The following is a 17863-nucleotide window of genomic DNA, read 5'->3' as shown; positions in this document are numbered from 1 at the left end:
GGAGTCTATCCGTCGGCGGTGACGGGCCGCGGTCTCAGCGCAGCACCACCGGTACGCCCTCGTACGGACGCAGAGTCATCGGGAAGCTGTTCAACTCGTCCACGGTCGCGATCTCGTTGTCGTCGAAGACGTCGATGGCGCACGTACCGGGCACCAGGTGCTTGGATTGAATGGTCGCGCTGATCTCCTCGGACGAGAAGTTGAGCACCGTGGCCTGGATGGTTCCCTGGCTGAGCTCGTGCACCATGACCAGCAGGCCCTTGTGCGAGACCGTCGGAATGTCGATCTGCTGAGCGGTGGCGATCCCGAACCGCTTGCGCAACTCGATGATTCGCGCCAACTGGCGGGCGAACGACTGCGGATCCGCCAGCTGCTCCGGGAGCGAGCCGTACAGGCTGCGCCCGCGAGGGATGCCCGACTCCGAGCGCACGGCCTCGGGGAAGTACCCCATCAGATCGTGTGCACCGCGGTTGATCCAGCGGGTGTCGCCTTCGCGGATGAGGTCGTCCACCTCGTCGGCCGCGATCGGCAAGATGCCCAGTAGATCCCAACCGGACAGTGCGAACACGCCCGGCTGCAACGCGTTGTACATCGCGAGCAGCAGGTGGGCCCGCTTGACCGTCTCGATGTCCTGCTCGTCCATCCGGTCCAGATCGCGGATGCCGAGCGATGCGGTGATCACACTCGCTGTGGTGCAGGCGATTCCGTTGGTGGTGAACGTCCGGTTGTACGGCGCCCAGCGTCCGGTGAGTCGATCGGTCAGTTCACCGCGGATACGGTCGCCCAGATCGCTGCCCTTGACCGCCTCGCCGCCGTAGGTGAACTCGTCCTCGGCGTGCAGGGTGGCGAAGTGGATGAGCTCGAAGGTCATCTCGTCGTGGTTCTGCAACGCATGGACCAGGGATGCGGTGTCGACGCCGTGGTCGCGGGCCAAAGTCATGGTGAGCCTGAGGAATTCGGTGTTCCCCATGACGAGCGCATGCTGATACGCGGGCCGGTTGATGAAGTCGTACGACAGGTCGGCACCGTTGGTGCCCATGGCCTTGATGTCGTCGATCGTCAGGTTCAACTCCTGGAAGGTGAACCCGCCCATCTTGCGCACCACGCTGGCGATCAGATGGTTCGCCGCCTCCGACAGGGGATGGCCCTCGGACCAGCCCGGTCCTTCGGCTCGACGCTCGACGCCGAGAAAACCGTTGGCGTCCAGACGTAGTGCTCCTGCGCCCAGGTCGGCGATGGAGTGACACGCATCGCCGATCACCAGTCGCATGCCGGCGAAGGAGGGATCGAGCCAGTTGATCGACGGCTGACCGGCCTTGAAGTAGTGCAGGTACACCCAGCGGCGTTCGACGCCGTCGATGCCGACGACGGGAGGCGTTGCGCTCCAGTTGGTTTCCTTCACACCGAGCTCGTAGAAGATCACGCGCTGCAGCTGACCGATGATGTAGCCGGCGCGGGCGAGATTGGCCTCGGCCTCGGCGTCGATGTTCTGTGAATCGGCACCGGCGCGCACCCGGGGGAGCAGATGCCAGTCCTGAGGCTCGATCTCGACCATGTGGTAGATGCCGGGGTAGTCGGCCACGGCCATCTCGGCGAGCCGGAAGTCCGCACCCTTGCCGGTGTGGCCGGGCACGATGTCGTCGATCACGATGCCGTCGTACGCCGAGGCCACCACGCAGAGGCGTCGGAACTCCTCTTCCGATCCGAACGCGGGGTCGATCTGCATGCCGATGCGGTCGAAGTGGCCGTCGACCGAGGGGGTCGGACGCCAACCGTGGATACCGCCTGCCACCTTCACCGGGCCGGTATGCACTGCGGTGACACCGATTTCGGAGAAGGCCTGCCACAGCTTCTCGTCGCCGAGAGTGCTCAGGAAGCTCGTCTGCGGCGCGTTGATCACCGAGATGGGGTACGCGGTGAACCACACCGGAGCGCGCTCGACGGCCGCACGAGGATCGGGGTCGGCATACGGGTTCTGCCACATGCTGCCCTTGCCCGAGAGTTGCTCGGCGATCAGTTTGGCGTCGCGCAACATCGACTGCTCGGTGAGCCAGTCCACGTACTCGGGGTTCGATGCCACCGGCTCGCTGTCCGGGGTGGGGCTGTTGCTCCGATTGGCGCGACGCACCGAAGGTCGAAGTGGTTTCGGCCGAGCCGGATAGAACTTCTCGTCGTAGGTGATCTCGCTCGGTTCGTGCTGCACTTCGGGATCCATGTGCCTCCGTAGCCTCGCTTTTCTTCAACCCTACGTAGGGCGCGGCCGATCCGCAGGGTTGTGGTTCCCCTGATCGACGACCGGTGAAACCTGGCTCGCCGACCGGTGAGAACGACGTCGAACTACATCGATGTGATTCGTTGGGGGCCTTTTCCTTCGATATGCGAACGTCATCGAATCGATACCGCCTGGTGTGGAATGTCTGATTCCTTTAGGACATAGTGAAACAGGTACCAACTGTCCCATCAGTCACATCAGACTCATGAGTCACATCCCCTTCAGCTACAGGAGTTGTTCATGCGACGTCTTGCCCGCACATCGATCCTGGCCTCGACGGCCGCTCTGGCCGCCGCCATCGGTGCGGTTGCCCTCGCACCCGCCGCATCGGCCGAACCTGCCCCCGAGCCCGTCGGCCCGCTCGGCTCGGTGGTTCTCGAAAGCCCCGACCTGGTGGTGACCATGGCCGCTGTCTGTGACACCACGGTCGAGGACGCGCCCGAAGGTGGCGTCGTGGCACTGCAGGTCAAGGTCGACAACGTGGGCGCGGACGACGCGTCGAACGTCAACGTCAACTACGGCGCACTGCCGGGCGTGCAGGGTCAGAACACCGAGACGACCATCAAGGCCGGCGAAGCAGCGACGTACACCGTGCCTTCTGTCGATCGCGAATGGATGGCTCGCCCCGCAGGTGCGGCAGCCTTCGCCAGTGCGCTGGACGCGAACTTCCTCGACAACATCACCGGTGGACTGCTCACCCACAGCTGCATCCCCGCCCCGGTCGAGGAGCCTTCCGCGTAACTCCTTCACGAATTCTTTCTCCCCGCTGCGCCGCGACGATCCTCGTGATCGTCGCGGCGTACTGCTGTGTGTGCCTACGGCAGTGGGGAACAAATTCGCCACACCCTCCGTTGTGCAGGTCAGCAGCCTTGAGTGGATGAGGCTCAAGTTGGAAGTTGACGCGACAGATCGCGTTATGCAAACTTGAGTGGAGTTCGCTCACCCAGGGACTGAATCCACGCAATAACAGGAGGAAACATTATGGCTCGTGCGGTCGGTATCGACCTCGGGACCACCAACTCGGTCGTGTCCGTCCTCGAGGGCGGCGAACCGGTTGTCGTCGCCAACTCCGAGGGATCACGCACCACCCCGTCGATCGTCGCTTTCGCCAAGAACGGTGAAGTGCTGGTCGGCCAGCCCGCGAAGAACCAGGCGGTCACCAACGTCGACCGCACGATTCGTTCCGTGAAGCGCCACGTCGGCACGGACTGGACCGTGGAGATCGACGGCAAGAAGTACACCCCTCAGGAAATCTCCGCGCGCACGCTGCAGAAGCTCAAGCGCGACGCCGAGGCCTACCTGGGTGAGGAAATCACCGACGCGGTCATCACCGTTCCCGCGTACTTCGAGGATGCACAGCGTCAGGCCACGAAGGAAGCCGGCCAGATCGCCGGCCTCAACGTCCTGCGCATCGTCAACGAGCCCACCGCGGCAGCTCTCGCATACGGCCTGGACAAGGGCGACAGCGAGCAGACCATTCTCGTGTTCGACCTCGGTGGCGGCACGTTCGACGTCTCGCTGCTGGAAATCGGCGACGGCGTCGTCGAGGTTCGTGCGACGTCCGGCGACAACCACCTCGGTGGCGACGACTGGGACGAGCGCATCGTGACCTGGCTCGTCGACAAGTTCAAGGCTCAGAACGGCATCGATCTGACCAAGGACAAGATGGCGCTGCAGCGTCTGCGCGAGGCCGCCGAGAAGGCGAAGATCGAACTGTCCTCCGGACAGAGCACCTCGATCAACCTCCCGTACATCACGGTCGACGGCGACAAGAACCCGCTGTTCCTCGACGAGCAGCTCAGCCGCTCGGAGTTCCAGAAGATCACCTCCGACCTGCTCGACCGCACCCGTGCGCCGTTCCAGGCAGTGGTCAAGGACTCCGGCATCGCAGTCAAGGACATCGACCACGTCGTGCTCGTCGGTGGTTCGACGCGTATGCCCGCCGTCTCCGAGCTGGTCAAGGAACTCTCCGGTGGACGCGAGCCCAACAAGGGCGTCAACCCGGACGAGGTCGTGGCCGTCGGTGCTGCACTGCAGGCCGGTGTCCTCAAGGGTGAGGTCAAGGACGTTCTGCTCCTCGACGTCACGCCGCTGTCCCTCGGTATCGAAACCAAGGGTGGTGTCATGACCAAGCTCATCGAGCGCAACACCACCATCCCGACGAAGCGTTCCGAGACCTTCACCACCGCTGACGACAATCAGCCCTCGGTGCAGATCCAGGTCTTCCAGGGTGAGCGCGAGATCGCCTCGCACAACAAGCTCCTCGGCTCCTTCGAGCTGACCGAGCTGCCCCCGGCTCCTCGCGGCGTCCCGCAGATCGAGGTCACCTTCGACATCGACGCCAACGGCATCGTGCACGTCACGGCCAAGGACAAGGGCACCGGCAAGGAGAACACGATCAAGATCCAGGACGGCTCCGGCTTGTCCAAGGAAGAGATCGACCGCATGGTCGCCGACGCGGAAGCTCACGCAGACGAGGACAAGGCTCGTCGCGAAGAGGCCGAGGTCCGCAACCAGGCCGAGTCCCTCGTCCACCAGACGGAGAAGTTCGTCAAGGACAACGAGGACAAGGTCGACGCCGAGCTCAAGGGACGCGTCGAAACCGCCATCGCCGACGCCAAGACGGCTCTCGCGGGCAGCGACATCTCGGCAGTCAAGACCGCCGTGGAGAAGCTCTCGACCGAGTCGCAGGCTCTCGGCACCGCCATCTACGAGGCTCAGGCCAAGGAGCAGGGCGGCGCAGAGGGTGGCGCGCAGGCCGCTGACGACGGTGTCGTCGACGCAGAGGTTGTCGACGAGCCCGCCGACGACACGGACAAGAAGTGACGTCGGAGAACACCGAGCAAGAACCGGTCACCTTCGTGGACAAGCGAAAGATCGATCCCGAGACCGGTGAAGTACGGGAAGGTGACGCAGTTCCGGAGCCCCTGGTGGGCACCGGGGCTGCGCCCCAGCCCGACTCGGTGGACGAAGGGACCGTCGACGGTGACGTCGTGGAAGACCCGCGTGACACTCAGGTCGCAGAACTCACCGCAGATCTGCAGCGCGTCTCGGCGGAGTACGCCAACTACCGGCGTCGTACCGACCGCGAGAAGCAGACCGGAGCGGAGAACGCCAAGGCGTCCGTCGTCTCGCAGCTTCTTCCGGTTCTCGACGACCTCGAGCGAGCTCGCCAGCACGGCGATCTCGAAACCGGACCGCTCAAGGCAGTGGCAGACAAGTTGGCGGGGGTGTTCTCGAACATCGGCCTGACCACTTTCGGGGCCGAGGGCGACGCCTTCGACCCGGCCATCCACGAGGCCGTCTCCCACGAGGGCGACGGCAGCAGCCCGGTCGTTGGAACGCTGATGCGCAAGGGCTACAAGCTCGGCGAGCGCGTCCTGCGTACCGCGATGGTCGGCGTGGTGGACGATGCAGCACAAGAATCGGATGCACCCGCGTCCGACGAGCAGTAAACAGAAATAGCGCGAGAGGAGGAAACGCCCGGTGAGCCAGCGGGAGTGGATCGAGAAGGACTTCTACAAGGAGCTGGGCGTTTCCTCCAGCGCGACCGCAGAAGAGATCAAGAAGGCGTACCGAAAGTTGGCCAGGGACAATCATCCCGACGCCAATCCCGGCAACGCCTCGGCCGAGAACAAGTTCAAGGCGGTCAGCGAGGCGCATGCCGTTCTCGCCGACCCGGCCAAGCGCAAGGAATACGACGAAGCACGACGGCTCTTCGCCTCGGGCGGGTTCGGTAACCGCGGCGGCGGTGGATTCTCACCCGGCGCAGGCGGATTCGGCGGCGGCGGCCAGACTTTCGATGTCGGCGACATCTTCGGTCAAGGCGGCGGCGACGGCGGAATCGGCGACCTGTTCGGTGGCCTGTTCAGTCGCGGCGGCGCGCAGCAACGCCCGCAGAACAATCGGCCCCGACGCGGCAGCGATGTCGAAACCGAGACCTCGCTGCAGTTCCGTGAAGCGGCACAGGGCGTTACGGTCCCCTTGCGGTTGACCAGCCCGTCCTCGTGCACCACCTGCCACGGCAGCGGCGCGAAGCCCGGAACCAGCCCGCGGGTGTGCCCCAAATGCAACGGCCAGGGTGTCGTCAACAGAAACCAAGGCGCGTTCGGCTTCAGTGAGCCGTGCGACGACTGCCGCGGTACCGGATCCATCATCGACGACCCGTGCGCCGACTGCCGCGGTACCGGAGTGCAGAACCGGACCCGCACCATCACCGTGCGCGTCCCGGCCGGTATCAGTGACGGTCAGAAGGTCCGGCTCGCCGGTCAAGGCGAAGCCGGGCTGCGCGGAGCGCCGTCGGGCGATCTGTTCGTCACGGTTCGGGTCAAGCCCGACAAGGTGTTCGGCCGAACCGGCGACGACCTGACGGTGACCGTTCCGGTGAGTTACGGAGAACTGGTGCTCGGTACGACACTGTCGGTGCCCACCCTCGAGGGTCGCGTCGGAGTGAAGGTGCCACCGGGCACTGTCGACGGCCGAGTGCTGCGGGTGCGTGGACGCGGTATCCCGAAGAAGTCCGGTACCGGAGACCTGATGGTGACCGTCAAAGTTGCCGTCCCGCAGAAACTCGACGATGCTGCTACCGACGCTCTGAAGACTTATCTGGAAGCCGAGAAGGCCAGCGGATTCGACCCGCGGGCCGGGTGGGCAGGTGTGTGATGTCGGTCCCTCCCGAGGGCGGATCCGCGAAAGCCGGTGGCGGGCAAGCTGATCCCGACGCCCAGATCTTCGTGATCTCCGTCGCGGCTCAATTGGCGGGCATGCATGCGCAGACGCTGCGTACCTACGACCGACTCGGACTCGTCACCCCGCATCGCACCACCGGCGGCGGTCGACGCTACTCGCCGCGTGACGTCGCACTGCTCCGCGAAGTGCAGCGACTCTCGCAGGACGAGGGCGTCAACCTCGCCGGTATCAAGCGCATCATCGAGCTGACCAATCAGGTCGAGGCTCTGCAGTCGCGTATCAGCGAACTGGCTCAGGAGTTGGCGGCCGTGCACGCCAGCTATCGCCGCGACCTGGTGCCGATTCAACGCAACGCCCTGGTCGTCTGGAAGCCGAAGCACCAGCGCTGAATTCGAGGGTTCGCCCTTCACCGTTCGCCCTCCACTGTTTTGCAAACGCGCGCGCGTTCGTCAGGTGCGCGCGGATTCGCCAGCGATCGGTCGCTATTCCGCGCGCGTTCGGCAAACGCGCGCGCGTTCGTCAGGTGCGCGCGGATTCGCCGGCGATCGGTCGCTATTCCGCGCGCGTTCGGCAAACGCGCGCGCATTTGCGGCCTCGACCGGGGCGTCGGCGGTGGCGAACCTGGCGTCGACTGGGCATCTGAGGTCGGGTCGGTCCGCGGGTGTTGAGCCCGGGTCTCTGCTGCACACGTCCTCGCAAACGCGCGCGCGTTCGTCAGGTGCGCGCGGATTCGCCGGCGATCGGTCACTATTCCGCGCGCGTTCGGCAAACGCGCGCGCTTTTGCGGCGTCGACCGGGGCGGGGGCGCCGAACCTCACGCGCGTTTGCGAGACACCCCGCTTCGACCCCTATCCTGGTCGGCATGCAGGCGTGGAGTTCGACGGTCGTTCAGTATCACCGGCTTCGGAACGACCTCGCGGTCATCAGACTCGAAGGCGACGCTGTGCCGTTCGCGGCAGGCCAGTCGGTGTCGGTGACAGTGCCCCAGAACGCTGCGCTGACACGGCGATACTCACCCGCGCTGCCGCCGTCGCGGGACGGAAAGTTGGAATTCCACGTTCGAGCCGTGCCGGCCGGGTGGGTGAGCGGCTCGATCGTCAACGAGACGCGGCCCGGTCACGTGTGGCAGATCAGCGATCCGCAGGGCGGTCTGCATGTCGACGATTCGGGGCGCGACGTCGTCATGATCGCCGGTGGCACCGGCCTCGCTCCGTTGCGAGCGATTCTGCTCGACCTCACGCGCTGGGAGCGGCCACCGAATGTGACGCTGTTCGTCGGCGGCAAGTCGCCTCGCGATCTGTACGCCGGGGACATGCTGTGGTTGATGGCGTCGGAGCTGCCGTGGTTGACCGTCGTTCCCGTCGTCGACCAACTGCACGAGCGGTGGGCGTCGGATCGATGGAACGATCGCATTCATGCCGAGATCGGTTCCAGCACAGCGTTCTTCGAGCCCGAGCATTGCTGGGAGGGCAGTGTGGCAGACGTCGTCGCCACGCAGGGGCCGTTCCCGGATCGCCAGATCCTGGTCTGCGGCTCGCCGGGAATGGAAGCGGCGACCGTGCGCGCGCTCGTCGAGATCGGCACACCGCTCGACGCCATCCGCCGCTGAAGCGAGTAATCAGGGCAGCTGCAGAATCCGTCGTAGATGTGCCAGGTCTTCGGCGGATACCGTCGTGAATTCCGGCGGCGGGGCGTCGGCGATCGCTCGGGCCTTCTCGGCGAGGAGGCGTCCGGATTCGGTGAGTCCGATGATGCGGCGTCGGCGATCGGTGGGATCTTCGGTGCGGATCACCAGTTCCCGTTTTTCCAGCTCGCGAACGTTGAGCGAGACGTACGGCGCATCGGAGGCGAGGATCTCGGCCAGTTCGGTGACCGTCCGATCGCCCGCGAGCAACTTGGTGAGCAGCTTGGCCCGAAGGAAACTCATCCCGGTGGCGTCGGCGACGGCTCGGCGGGTGTCGTGCTTCTCGAGCATCAGCGCACGCATCTCGCGCCAGACGAGTGCTGCCTCCGAGCCGGTCATACGAGCACCGGTTGGTCGATTCGATCGGCGGTCGCGCGGGCCCACCGGCCGGTGGTGACCACTGCGAGCGCGGTGACCACCACGCCTGCGCCTGCGATGACGTACCACGCGGGAACCGCGGCAGCGGTGAAGCCGTCGGAGATCTCACCGACGATGCTCGCCGTGACGATGGATCCGACGACGGCCACGCCGAGCGATTGACCCACCTGCCTGCTCGTCGACGCGATGGCGGATGCCACTCCGGCCTGACTGCGCGGCATTCCGGACACCGCGGTGTTGGTGATCGGGGCGTTGACCATGCCGAAGGATATTCCGAAAATCACGTACGCGACGGCCAGCCACGCGAACGAGGTCGTCGGAGTCAGGCGGGTGAGCATCAACGCCGAGGCCACGAAGCCGATACCGGCGACGAGCAGCGGAATGCGCGCTCCCAGTGTGCCGACGATGCGGCCCGAGATCGGCGCGAAGATCAGCGTCATCAACGCCATCGGCAGGGTGTAGAGACCGGCGTGCAGTGGCGAGTATCCGCGCACGTCCTGCAGATAGAGGGTGTTGAGGAACAGGAATCCGCCGAGGGACGCGAAAGCGCACACCGCGATCACCGTCGCTCCGCTGAACGGCGCGCTGCGGAAGAACTTCAGTTGGATGAGCGGCTCCTCGATTCGCGACTCCACCACCAGTAGCCCGACGAGAGAGCCGATGGCGACGGCACCGGTGAACGCGATCAGCGGCGACCCCCAACCCTTCGCGGGACCTTCGATGATGGTGAACACCAGGGACGCGAGGAACGCGAAGATGAGGAACTGGCCGGCCGGATCGAACCTGCGCGAGTGTTCGGCTTTGGATTCCGGGACGAATTTCAGTGTCATCGCCAAGGCGAAGATCCCGACGGGGACGTTGATCCAGAAGATGGACTGCCAACCGGCACCGGTGACGAGGATGCCGCCGAGGGCCGGACCCGCAGACATGGAGATTCCGACGACGGCACCCCACATGCCGATGGCTCCTGCACGTTCTTTCGGGTCGGTGAAGGTGTTGGTGATGATCGACATCGCGACAGGATTCATCATCGAACCGCCGACGGCCTGCAGCATGCGGAAGGCGACGAGCCATCCGAGCGACGGTGCGACGCTGCACAGCAAAGAGCCGAGGACGAACGTTCCGGTGCCGATCAGGAAGAAGCGCTTGCGGCCGTACTTGTCGGCCATCGAGCCGCCGAGCATCAGCAGTGACGCCACGACCAGCGTGTATGCATCGATGATCCACTGCAGACCCGATACCGAAGCGTTCAGATCTGCGCGCATCGACGGCAGTGCGACGTTGACGATCGTGTTGTCGGTGCTGACGAGAAACAGACTCAGGCAGCAGATGCCGAGCACGAGATACCGGTGTCGTCGAGTCAACTCGGCCACGTTCACCTCCGCGATAATGCTTGTATATCTACAACTATTACATGAGTACTCCTAATTTGTTCGGCGAGCAAGTGAGATGCACGCAGAGCACGCCCGATAGGGTGTGTGTCACAGACTTGCTCGACCCCGAAATGCTTGCTCGGTGAATGGAGAACAACAGTGGCTTCCGAGATCGCACCAGGCGACCTGGTTCAGGCGTCCGGGCACGCAGGCCCGTGGAAGGTGCTCGAGATCCGTCAGGGTCTGGCGTTGCTCGAGCATCACGACGGCCATCGGTTGTCGGTACGCACCACCACGGTCGAGGTGGTGCGGAAGGCGTCGAGCAGTGAAGGTTCGGCCCGGCAGGCCGAGGCGGAGACCGACAGTCCCTCACTGTTCGACGAGAGCTAACCTACCTCCTCTTGCCGTCGACGGCGTATTTCTGGCGTAGCGACTTCGAGATCTGCTTGTACTCGCGCAGCTTCTCGCTGCGCGCTCGGGCGTCGTGCCTCGAGGTCGACCAGGCGTTCTCCCGCAACAGTTTTCGGTAGTTGCCCAACCTTCTGTCGGTGAGCTGACCCGCATCGACGGCGGCGAGCACCGCACAGCCGGGTTCGTGTTCGTGCGCGCAGTCACCGAACCGACACGACGCGGCCAGCTCTTCGACGTCGGAAAAGGCGCTCGCCACAGCGTCTTCCGATCCCTGTACGCCCACGGAACGCAAACCCGGGGTGTCCAGCAGCACTAGGCTCGAGGAAGGGATCGGCACCAATTCCCGATGCACCGTCGTGTGCCTGCCCTTGCCGTCGGCCGACCGGGTGGCACCGGTGGCGAGAACCGAACCGCCCAACAGGGCGTTGCCGAGTGTCGACTTTCCGGATCCCGACGGCCCGATCAGGGCGACCGTGCCGCGCAGATGCGCTGCCAACGAGTCGATTCCGCCGTCCGACACCGCACTGGTGCTGCACACGGTGACGCCCGGCGCGGCGGCCAGCAGTAGCTCTTCGGCGACGCTTCCGCGGTCGGTCTTGGTGATCGCGAGAACGGGAACAGCGCCGCTGCCCCAGGCGAGGGTGATGTAGCGCTCGACGCGACCGAGGTCGAGGGCCGTGTCCGACGCGACCGTGACGACGACGGTGTCGACGTTGGCTCCGAGAACCTGTGTGTCGGAGGTGGATCCGGCGGAGGCGCGTTCGATGGATGTGCGGCGAGGAAGTGTGGCAACGAGCCTGAACGAGTCCAGTGTCACCCAATCGCCGGTGCAGATACCGGTGCCGGTGCATCGGACGATGCCGCTGTCGGTGACGGCGTCGAATTCACCGCGGTCGACGCGAACGACGCGGGCGAGAGTTGTTTCCTGAGAATGCTTTTCGAATTCCGTCAGCCAGTGCTGATCGAGGCCGTAATGCTCGAGTGGAGACATGCGAGATCCTTGGGGGAGGAGGAACGAGGGCTCGGGGGTGCAATCGTCCAGGTGGCCACGATGCCCACCTCCTCACGTGAAAACGCATGAACTCGATACATGAAAAAACCGTCGACGGCAAAGTAGCAGCCGTCGACGGTGTCTGGAAAGCGAATTTATCGGGTGAGGTTGGTGCCCTCCGCCGGTGCTGCGAGCGCGGTCAGGAAGGAGCGGGCCCAGCGATCGACGTCGTGCGCGAGCACCTGCCGACGCATGGCGCGCATGTGTCGCTTGCCCGATTCCGGTTCCTGTTCGAGGGCTCCGATGATCGCGTCCTTGACGCTGTCCAGGTCGTGTGGGTTGCACAGGTACGCCTGGCGCAGTTCTGCTGCGGCACCGGTGAATTCGCTGAGCACCAACGCGCCACCGAGATCGCTGCGGCAGGCCACGTATTCCTTGGCGACGAGGTTCATACCGTCGCGCAAGGGGGTGACCAGCATGACGTCTGCGGCAACGAAGTAGGCCAGCAGATCGTCGCGGGGGATCGGCCGGTGCAGGTAGTGCACCACGGGGTGGCCCACCTGGCCGTACTCGCCGTTGATGCGGCCCACCTGCTGCTCGATTTCGCCGCGCATGGCGACGTAGCTCTCGACGCGTTCCCGGCTGGGCGTCGCCAACTGCACGATGACGTTCTCGGCCGGATCGACGCGGCCCTCTTCGAGCAGTTCGCGAAACGCGTTCAGTCGAACGTCGATTCCCTTGGTGTAGTCGAGGCGATCGACGCCGAGCATGATGCGCTTGGGATTCCCCAGATCCTTGCGCAGTTGCTTCGCGCGATCACGGACGGCCTTGGAGCGCGACTTGGTGTCGAGGTCACCGGAATCGATGGAGATCGGGAACGCGCCGACTCGCACGGTCCGGAAGCCGACCTGCACGACGCCGAGCTTGGACCGCACTCCGACGGTTCCGCGCGAGGTGGTTCCCCCGGCGAGGCGTCGGGCAAGGTAGAGGAAGTTCTGCGCGCCGCCGGACAGGTGGAAACCGATGAGGTCGGCTCCGAGCAGTCCTTCGACGATCTCGGTGCGCCACGGCATCTGCATGAACAGTTCGATCGGCGGGAACGGGATGTGCAGGAAGAACCCGATGGTCAGGTCGGGGCGCAGCATCCGCAGCATCTTCGGGACGAGCTGGAGCTGGTAGTCCTGGATCCAGACCGTCGCGCCCTGTGCTGCGGCCTCGGAGGTCTTCTCGGCGAAGCGGCGGTTGACCTCTACGTAGGCGTTCCACCAGTCGCGGTCGTACTCCGGCTTGACGATGACGTCGTGATAGAGCGGCCACAGCGTCGCGTTGGAGAAGCCCTCGTAGTACTGGGTGTATTCCTTCTCGCTGATCGTGACCGGACGCAGCTGGAGGCCGTCCTCGACGAACGGCTCGACGTCGACGTCCGAGACGCCGACCCACCCCACCCACGCACCCTTGTTGGCACGCAGAATCGGTTCGAGAGCGGTGACCAACCCGCCTGGGCTTCGCTTCCATCGTGTGCTTCCGTCCGGAAGCTTTTCCAGATCGACCGGCAACCGGTTGGCCACGACGACAAAATCCGAACCCTGCGAGGCGTCAGCCACAACTGTCCAATCCGCTTGTAGATCCCTGGGTAAACAGTCCTGCGAAAACCTGTCAGTCGGTCTTCGCTACGGGATCTATACCCAACATCGACAGCAACATGCGGCATTCGTCGGCATCGGTCGCGTAGGCAGCGACGACGCGCTGAGCCTGGCTGGCCGTCTCGTACTCGAGTGGGACGATGTCTTCGTCGGCGATGTCGTTGTCGGTCGAAGTCTTGGCAGGCATGGTGTTCTCCGTACTCTCTGCTGGGCTTACACGGTGTTCGTTGGACCCGACTCTATGTAAATGTGGCGCCCCATCGCCAGTTCCCGATGCCATAGGCTGCAGCAAATGACCGATTCTGTGCCGCTCCGCCATGCTCGGACAGTGGTGGAGGTGCCTTCTCCGGCCACCGGCTCCGCGATTCTCCGCCGCACCGTACGACGGCATCGCACCCGCCTGATCGTCTCGTCGCTGCTGTTCGGGGTGCATCAACTGTGCGAAACGATGGTCCCGGTGGCCATCGGACTGATCGTCTCGCGGGCCATCGACACCGGAGATGTGACCGCGATGATTCTGTCGTTGGTCGGTCTCGCGGCCTTGTTCGTCACCCTGTCGTACGCGTGGCGGGTCGGTGCCCGCATCATCGTGGTCGCCATCGAGCGGGAGGCGCATCTGGTGCGCGTCGAAGTCGCCGGTCGCGTCCTCGATCCGCGGGGTGTGCGTACCGAGCTGTCGGCGGGAGAGTTGCTGACGGTCTCGACGTCCGACGCCGAGAAGGAGTCCTGGATTCTCGATCTGATCGCCCGGGTCTTCGCGTCGGCCGTGGCGGTCGTCGCCTCCGCGGTGGCGTTGCTGATCATCGATATTCCTCTGGGCCTCGCGGTCGTCATCGGGACGCCGGTCATCCTGATCGCGCTGCAACGCCTCGCTCCGTTGCTCACCCGTGCTGCCACCGCACAGCAGGCCGAGGTGGCCGGTGTGTCGGGTATGGCCACCGATCTGGTCAGCGGAGTGCGGCCGCTGCGCGGAATCGGTGCCGAGAATGCCGCGACGCAACGATTCGTGACGTCGAGTCGAACAGCGTTGGCTGCGACTCTGAAGTTGGCTCGCGCGAACAACGTCTATCAGGGCTTGTCGGCGACGGTCAACGCGCTGTTGGCCGTCGGGATCGCCGGTACCGCCGGTTGGTTCGCGCTGCAGGGCCGCATTTCGGTCGGTGAGTTGATCACGGTCATCGGCCTTGCGCAGTTCGTCATCGAACCTCTGACCGGATTGGCGAGGATCCCCGGCGTCGTTGCGATGGTGCGCGGATCGGCCGACCGGCTCGCCCTCGTGCTTGGTGCGGAACACGTTCTGCCGCAGTCGGAATCCGCGGTGCCCGTCGGGGCCGATCTCGGTGTCGACAACGTCCGGTTCCGTTCCCTCGACGGACTCACCTTCCGTGCAGAACCGGGCGAGATGCTCGGCGTGGTCGCCTACCGGCCCCAGGACGGGGAAGCGCTGGCCACGCTGCTGTCCGGTCAGATCTCCGACGCCGACTACACCGGATCTGTTCGTATCGGCGGCATTGCGGCGGGAGAGATCGATCTTCGACGCGCCCGCGAGACGGTGCTCGTCGAGCCCCACATCACCGATCTGTTCGCGGGCACCGTCCGCAGCAACGTCACCGCCGGGCGGGAGCGGCCCGACGCCGAACTCGACCGAGTTCTCCAGGCATCCGCGGCCACCGACGTCGTCGAATTGCACGATGCCGGTCTCGATCACGCCGTCACCGACCGCGGAGCCAGCCTGTCCGGCGGCCAACGCCAGCGAGTGGCCTTGGCGCGAGCACTGTCGGTCGACGCCCCGGTCCTGGTATTGCACGACCCCACCACCGCTGTCGACGCGGTCACCGAGCACGCCATCGCTCGCGGCATCGCCGAACTCCGGCACACCGAAAGAACCTCGCAGACAACGATCCTCATCACCACCAGCCCCGCGCTGCTGTCGGTGACCCATCGCGTTCTCGTCGTCGACGACGGTCGCGTCGTCGCCGAGGGAACGCACCACGATCTCGCGTCCTCGGACGCGCAGTACAAGGACGCGGTGCTGCGATGACCACCCCCGAACTCCTTCCGATCGCCACCGGAGCACGGTCCGGGAAGTGGCTGCTCGAACAGCTGAAGCTACGACGGGCGCGTACGGCGGTCACGCTGCTCCTCGGCGCAATTGCGGCGGCGATGTCGTTGGTGCCCGTCTACGTGCTTGGTGTTCTGGTCGACCGAGTCCGCGACGGAGCCGACTCGTCGGCGATTATCGGGGTGGTCGTCGTCATCTCGGTGGCCGCGGTTGTCGGCGGCATCGTCACCGGGTTCAGCGGCTATCTCATCAGCAGTCTCGGTGAGGGCATTCTGGCGTCGCTGCGTGAGGCGGTCGTGCGGCGCGCGCTGCATCTGCCGGTGGCCACGCTCGAGCGAGTGGGCAAGGGAGACTTGCTCTCCCGGGTGGGCGACGACGTCGCGGTGATGGCCAAGTCGATCGGTGAGGTCATCCCGCAGCTCGTCGGCGCGTTCCTGCTCGTATGCCTGAGCATGATCACGATGCTCGGCATCGACTGGCGGCTCGGTCTGGCCGGGCTCGTCGCGCTGCCGATGTACGTCCTCGCTCTGCGCTGGTATCTGCCGCGCTCGGCCCCGAAGTACGCGGCCGAACGCGTGGCGATGGGCGAGCGTGCGCAGTCCTTCGTCAGCAGCATGCAGGGCGCGAAAACCGTTCGCGCGTACGGACTCGAGTCGGCGCATCTGAAAGAGATCGATCGGGCGTCGGCGAAGGCCCGCGACATCGGAGTCGACGTGTTCCGCCTGCTCACTCGATTCGCATCTCGGAACAATCGTGCCGAATGCGTCGGACTGTCGGTGATCCTGCTGGCCGGATTCCTGCTCGTGCGCGGCGATTACGTCACCGTCGGCGAGACGACGGCCGCTGCACTGCTGTTCCACCGACTGTTCAATCCGATCGGCACCCTGCTGTTCACGTTCGACGACATCCAGTCCGCCGGAGCATCGTTGGCTCGACTGGTCGGTGTCATCGACATTCCCGACGAGCGACCCGTGGGCGACGGTTCCGCGCCCGCCGACGCCACCTTGGACGTCACCGATCTGCGACACGAGTACGAGTCCGGCCACGAGGTGCTGCACGGAGTGAACCTCCGGGTCGACGCCGGCGAGACAGTCGCACTCGTCGGTTCCACCGGCGCAGGCAAATCCACGATCGCATCCATCGCGGCCGGTTCGATGGCGTCGACGTCGGGGACGGTTCGTGTCGGGGGTGCATCACTGGATGCGCTCGGCAGCGAAGGGTTGCGGCGGCACGTCGCGATCGTCAGCCAGGAAGTCCACGTGTTCGCCGGCCGGTTGGTCGACGACGTGCTGCTCGCCGCCCCGGATGCCGGTCGCGACGACGTGGAAGCCGCACTGCGCACCGTTGGAGCTTGGGCGTGGGTCGAGGCGCTGGACAACGGCCTCGACACTGCCGTCGGCGAGGGTGGACACCAGTTGACCGCGGCTCAGTCGCAGCAGTTGGCCTTGGCGCGACTGGTTCTCGCCGACCCGGCCGTCGCCGTGCTGGACGAGGCCACTGCAGAAGCCGGCAGTTCCGGGGCACGAGACCTCGAAGCCGCGGCCGAGGCAGCGACCAGAGGGCGCAGCACGTTGATCGTCGCGCATCGCCTCACCCAGGCTGCCGCCGCCGACCGTGTGGTGGTTCTCGAACACGGCAGGATTCTGGAACAGGGTCCGCACGAGCAGCTGGTCGCGGCCGGTGGACGATACGCACAGTTGTGGGAGGCGTGGCAGGGTCGCTGATTGCTATAGCAATTTGCCTAATGCCATTAGGTTTGGTTACGGTGTCCTCGAAAGAACGAGGAGGCCGGCATGGCACGTGCAGGATTGACCGCTCGACGCATCGTGGCGGTGGGAGCGGATCTGGCCGATGAGGTCGGCTTCGATCGCGTCACCGCCAGCGAGGTAGCCAGACGCTTCGACGTCAAGGTGGCAAGCCTGTATTCGCACCTCAAGAACGCGCACGAGCTGAACGTCGGGATCGCGCTGCTGGCGTTGGAGGAACTGGCCGATCGGGTGTCCGAGGCACTGGCGGGCCGAGCAGGAAAAGACGCTCTGGTTGCCGTCGCCAACGCGTATCTCGACTATTCGCGCGAACACCCCGGTCGATATGCAGCGACGCAGTTTCCGCTCGATCACGAGACTGCTCTTGCAAGTGCGGGAGTGCGTCACTCGACGATGATGAAAGCGATCCTCCGGGGGTACGACCTCGGTGAAGAGGATCAGGTACATGCAGTTCGATTGCTCGGCAGTGTGTTTCACGGCTACGCCAGCCTCGACGCGTCTGGCTCGTTCGGTCACAGTGCGCCCGACTCGCAGCAGTCCTGGGCTCGCATCCTCGACGGAATCGACACACTTTTACAGCACTGGAGGCAGTGA

16 protein-coding genes are annotated in these 17863 nt (G+C 65.1%); 10 read left to right on the top strand and 6 right to left on the bottom strand.

The window, feature by feature from the left end:
• Nucleotides 1-34: 34 nt before the first annotated feature.
• The gene (treS, locus tag CH302_RS02110; RefSeq protein ID WP_037194066.1) at nucleotides 35-2215 is read right to left on the bottom strand and encodes a maltose alpha-D-glucosyltransferase; all 2181 of its coding nucleotides are present in this window, start codon (nucleotides 2213-2215) and stop codon (nucleotides 35-37) included.
• A gap of 297 nt (nucleotides 2216-2512) precedes the next feature.
• Here treS and CH302_RS02105 point away from each other — a divergent pair, with 297 nt between their 5' ends.
• The 6 genes from CH302_RS02105 to CH302_RS02080 all read left to right on the top strand — a co-directional run bounded on the left by CH302_RS02105 (nucleotide 2513) and on the right by CH302_RS02080 (nucleotide 8570).
• A complete protein-coding gene (locus CH302_RS02105) occupies nucleotides 2513-3013 on the top strand; it encodes a hypothetical protein (RefSeq protein ID WP_037194068.1) in 501 nt (166 codons plus the stop codon).
• Nucleotides 3014-3253: 240 nt separating this feature from the next.
• On the top strand, nucleotides 3254-5098 hold the full coding sequence (dnaK, locus tag CH302_RS02100) for a molecular chaperone DnaK (protein ID WP_032376212.1): 1845 nt from the start codon (nucleotides 3254-3256) through the stop codon (nucleotides 5096-5098).
• Nucleotides 5095-5727: a nucleotide exchange factor GrpE gene (gene grpE, locus CH302_RS02095; RefSeq protein ID WP_037194070.1), complete on the top strand. Its 633-nt coding sequence runs from the start codon at nucleotides 5095-5097 to the stop codon at nucleotides 5725-5727. The genes dnaK and grpE overlap by 4 nt, the downstream gene beginning before the upstream one ends.
• A gap of 31 nt (nucleotides 5728-5758) precedes the next feature.
• Entirely contained in the window at nucleotides 5759-6934 is a 1176-nt protein-coding gene (gene dnaJ / locus CH302_RS02090; protein WP_037194072.1) for a molecular chaperone DnaJ, read from the top strand.
• Nucleotides 6934-7350: a heat shock protein transcriptional repressor HspR gene (locus tag CH302_RS02085; protein ID WP_052047962.1), complete on the top strand. Its 417-nt coding sequence runs from the start codon at nucleotides 6934-6936 to the stop codon at nucleotides 7348-7350. The genes dnaJ and CH302_RS02085 overlap by 1 nt, the downstream gene beginning before the upstream one ends.
• A 473-nt stretch (nucleotides 7351-7823) precedes the next feature.
• Nucleotides 7824-8570: an FAD-binding oxidoreductase gene (locus CH302_RS02080; RefSeq protein ID WP_037194073.1), complete on the top strand. Its 747-nt coding sequence runs from the start codon at nucleotides 7824-7826 to the stop codon at nucleotides 8568-8570.
• Between the two features lie 9 nt (nucleotides 8571-8579).
• Here the strand turns inward: CH302_RS02080 and CH302_RS02075 are convergent, their stop codons facing one another.
• Entirely contained in the window at nucleotides 8580-8984 is a 405-nt protein-coding gene (locus CH302_RS02075) for a MarR family winged helix-turn-helix transcriptional regulator (RefSeq protein ID WP_037194076.1), read from the bottom strand.
• Nucleotides 8981-10396: an MFS transporter gene (locus CH302_RS02070; RefSeq protein ID WP_037194257.1), complete on the bottom strand. Its 1416-nt coding sequence runs from the start codon at nucleotides 10394-10396 to the stop codon at nucleotides 8981-8983. The genes CH302_RS02075 and CH302_RS02070 overlap by 4 nt, the downstream gene beginning before the upstream one ends.
• Nucleotides 10397-10555: 159 nt before the next feature.
• On the opposite strand from CH302_RS02070, the gene CH302_RS02065 reads away from it, so the two are divergent.
• A complete protein-coding gene (locus CH302_RS02065; protein WP_032376217.1) occupies nucleotides 10556-10786 on the top strand; it encodes a hypothetical protein in 231 nt (76 codons plus the stop codon).
• A 1-nt stretch (nucleotide 10787) separates the two neighbouring features.
• On the opposite strand, the gene rsgA is transcribed toward CH302_RS02065, so the two are convergent.
• The 3 genes from rsgA to CH302_RS29890 all read right to left on the bottom strand — a co-directional run bounded on the left by rsgA (nucleotide 10788) and on the right by CH302_RS29890 (nucleotide 13628).
• A complete protein-coding gene (rsgA, locus tag CH302_RS02060) occupies nucleotides 10788-11798 on the bottom strand; it encodes a ribosome small subunit-dependent GTPase A (protein ID WP_037194078.1) in 1011 nt (336 codons plus the stop codon).
• A gap of 155 nt (nucleotides 11799-11953) precedes the next feature.
• Complete coding sequence (locus CH302_RS02055) at nucleotides 11954-13402, bottom strand: alpha,alpha-trehalose-phosphate synthase (UDP-forming) (RefSeq protein WP_037194081.1); 1449 nt, start codon at nucleotides 13400-13402, stop codon at nucleotides 11954-11956.
• A gap of 52 nt (nucleotides 13403-13454) precedes the next feature.
• Nucleotides 13455-13628 (bottom strand): hypothetical protein, encoded by a 174-nt coding sequence (locus tag CH302_RS29890; protein ID WP_008710019.1) that lies wholly within the window; start codon nucleotides 13626-13628, stop codon nucleotides 13455-13457.
• A 105-nt stretch (nucleotides 13629-13733) separates the two neighbouring features.
• Here CH302_RS29890 and CH302_RS02050 point away from each other — a divergent pair, with 105 nt between their 5' ends.
• The 3 genes from CH302_RS02050 to CH302_RS02040 all read left to right on the top strand — a co-directional run bounded on the left by CH302_RS02050 (nucleotide 13734) and on the right by CH302_RS02040 (nucleotide 17863).
• Nucleotides 13734-15482, top strand: coding sequence for an ABC transporter ATP-binding protein (locus CH302_RS02050; protein ID WP_176460624.1), 1749 nt, complete (start codon nucleotides 13734-13736; stop codon nucleotides 15480-15482).
• Nucleotides 15479-17227 (top strand): ABC transporter ATP-binding protein, encoded by a 1749-nt coding sequence (locus CH302_RS02045; RefSeq protein ID WP_037194083.1) that lies wholly within the window; start codon nucleotides 15479-15481, stop codon nucleotides 17225-17227. The genes CH302_RS02050 and CH302_RS02045 overlap by 4 nt, the downstream gene beginning before the upstream one ends.
• 69 nt (nucleotides 17228-17296) lie before the next feature.
• Complete coding sequence (locus CH302_RS02040) at nucleotides 17297-17863, top strand: TetR/AcrR family transcriptional regulator (RefSeq protein ID WP_037194085.1); 567 nt, start codon at nucleotides 17297-17299, stop codon at nucleotides 17861-17863.

It is taken from the genome of Rhodococcus sp. 15-2388-1-1a (genome assembly GCF_002259145.1).
Classification (GTDB): Bacteria; Actinomycetota; Actinomycetes; order Mycobacteriales; family Mycobacteriaceae; genus Rhodococcoides.
The sequence above is the reverse complement of the archived record's forward strand: the minus strand, read 5'-3'. Positions and strand labels throughout refer to the sequence as shown.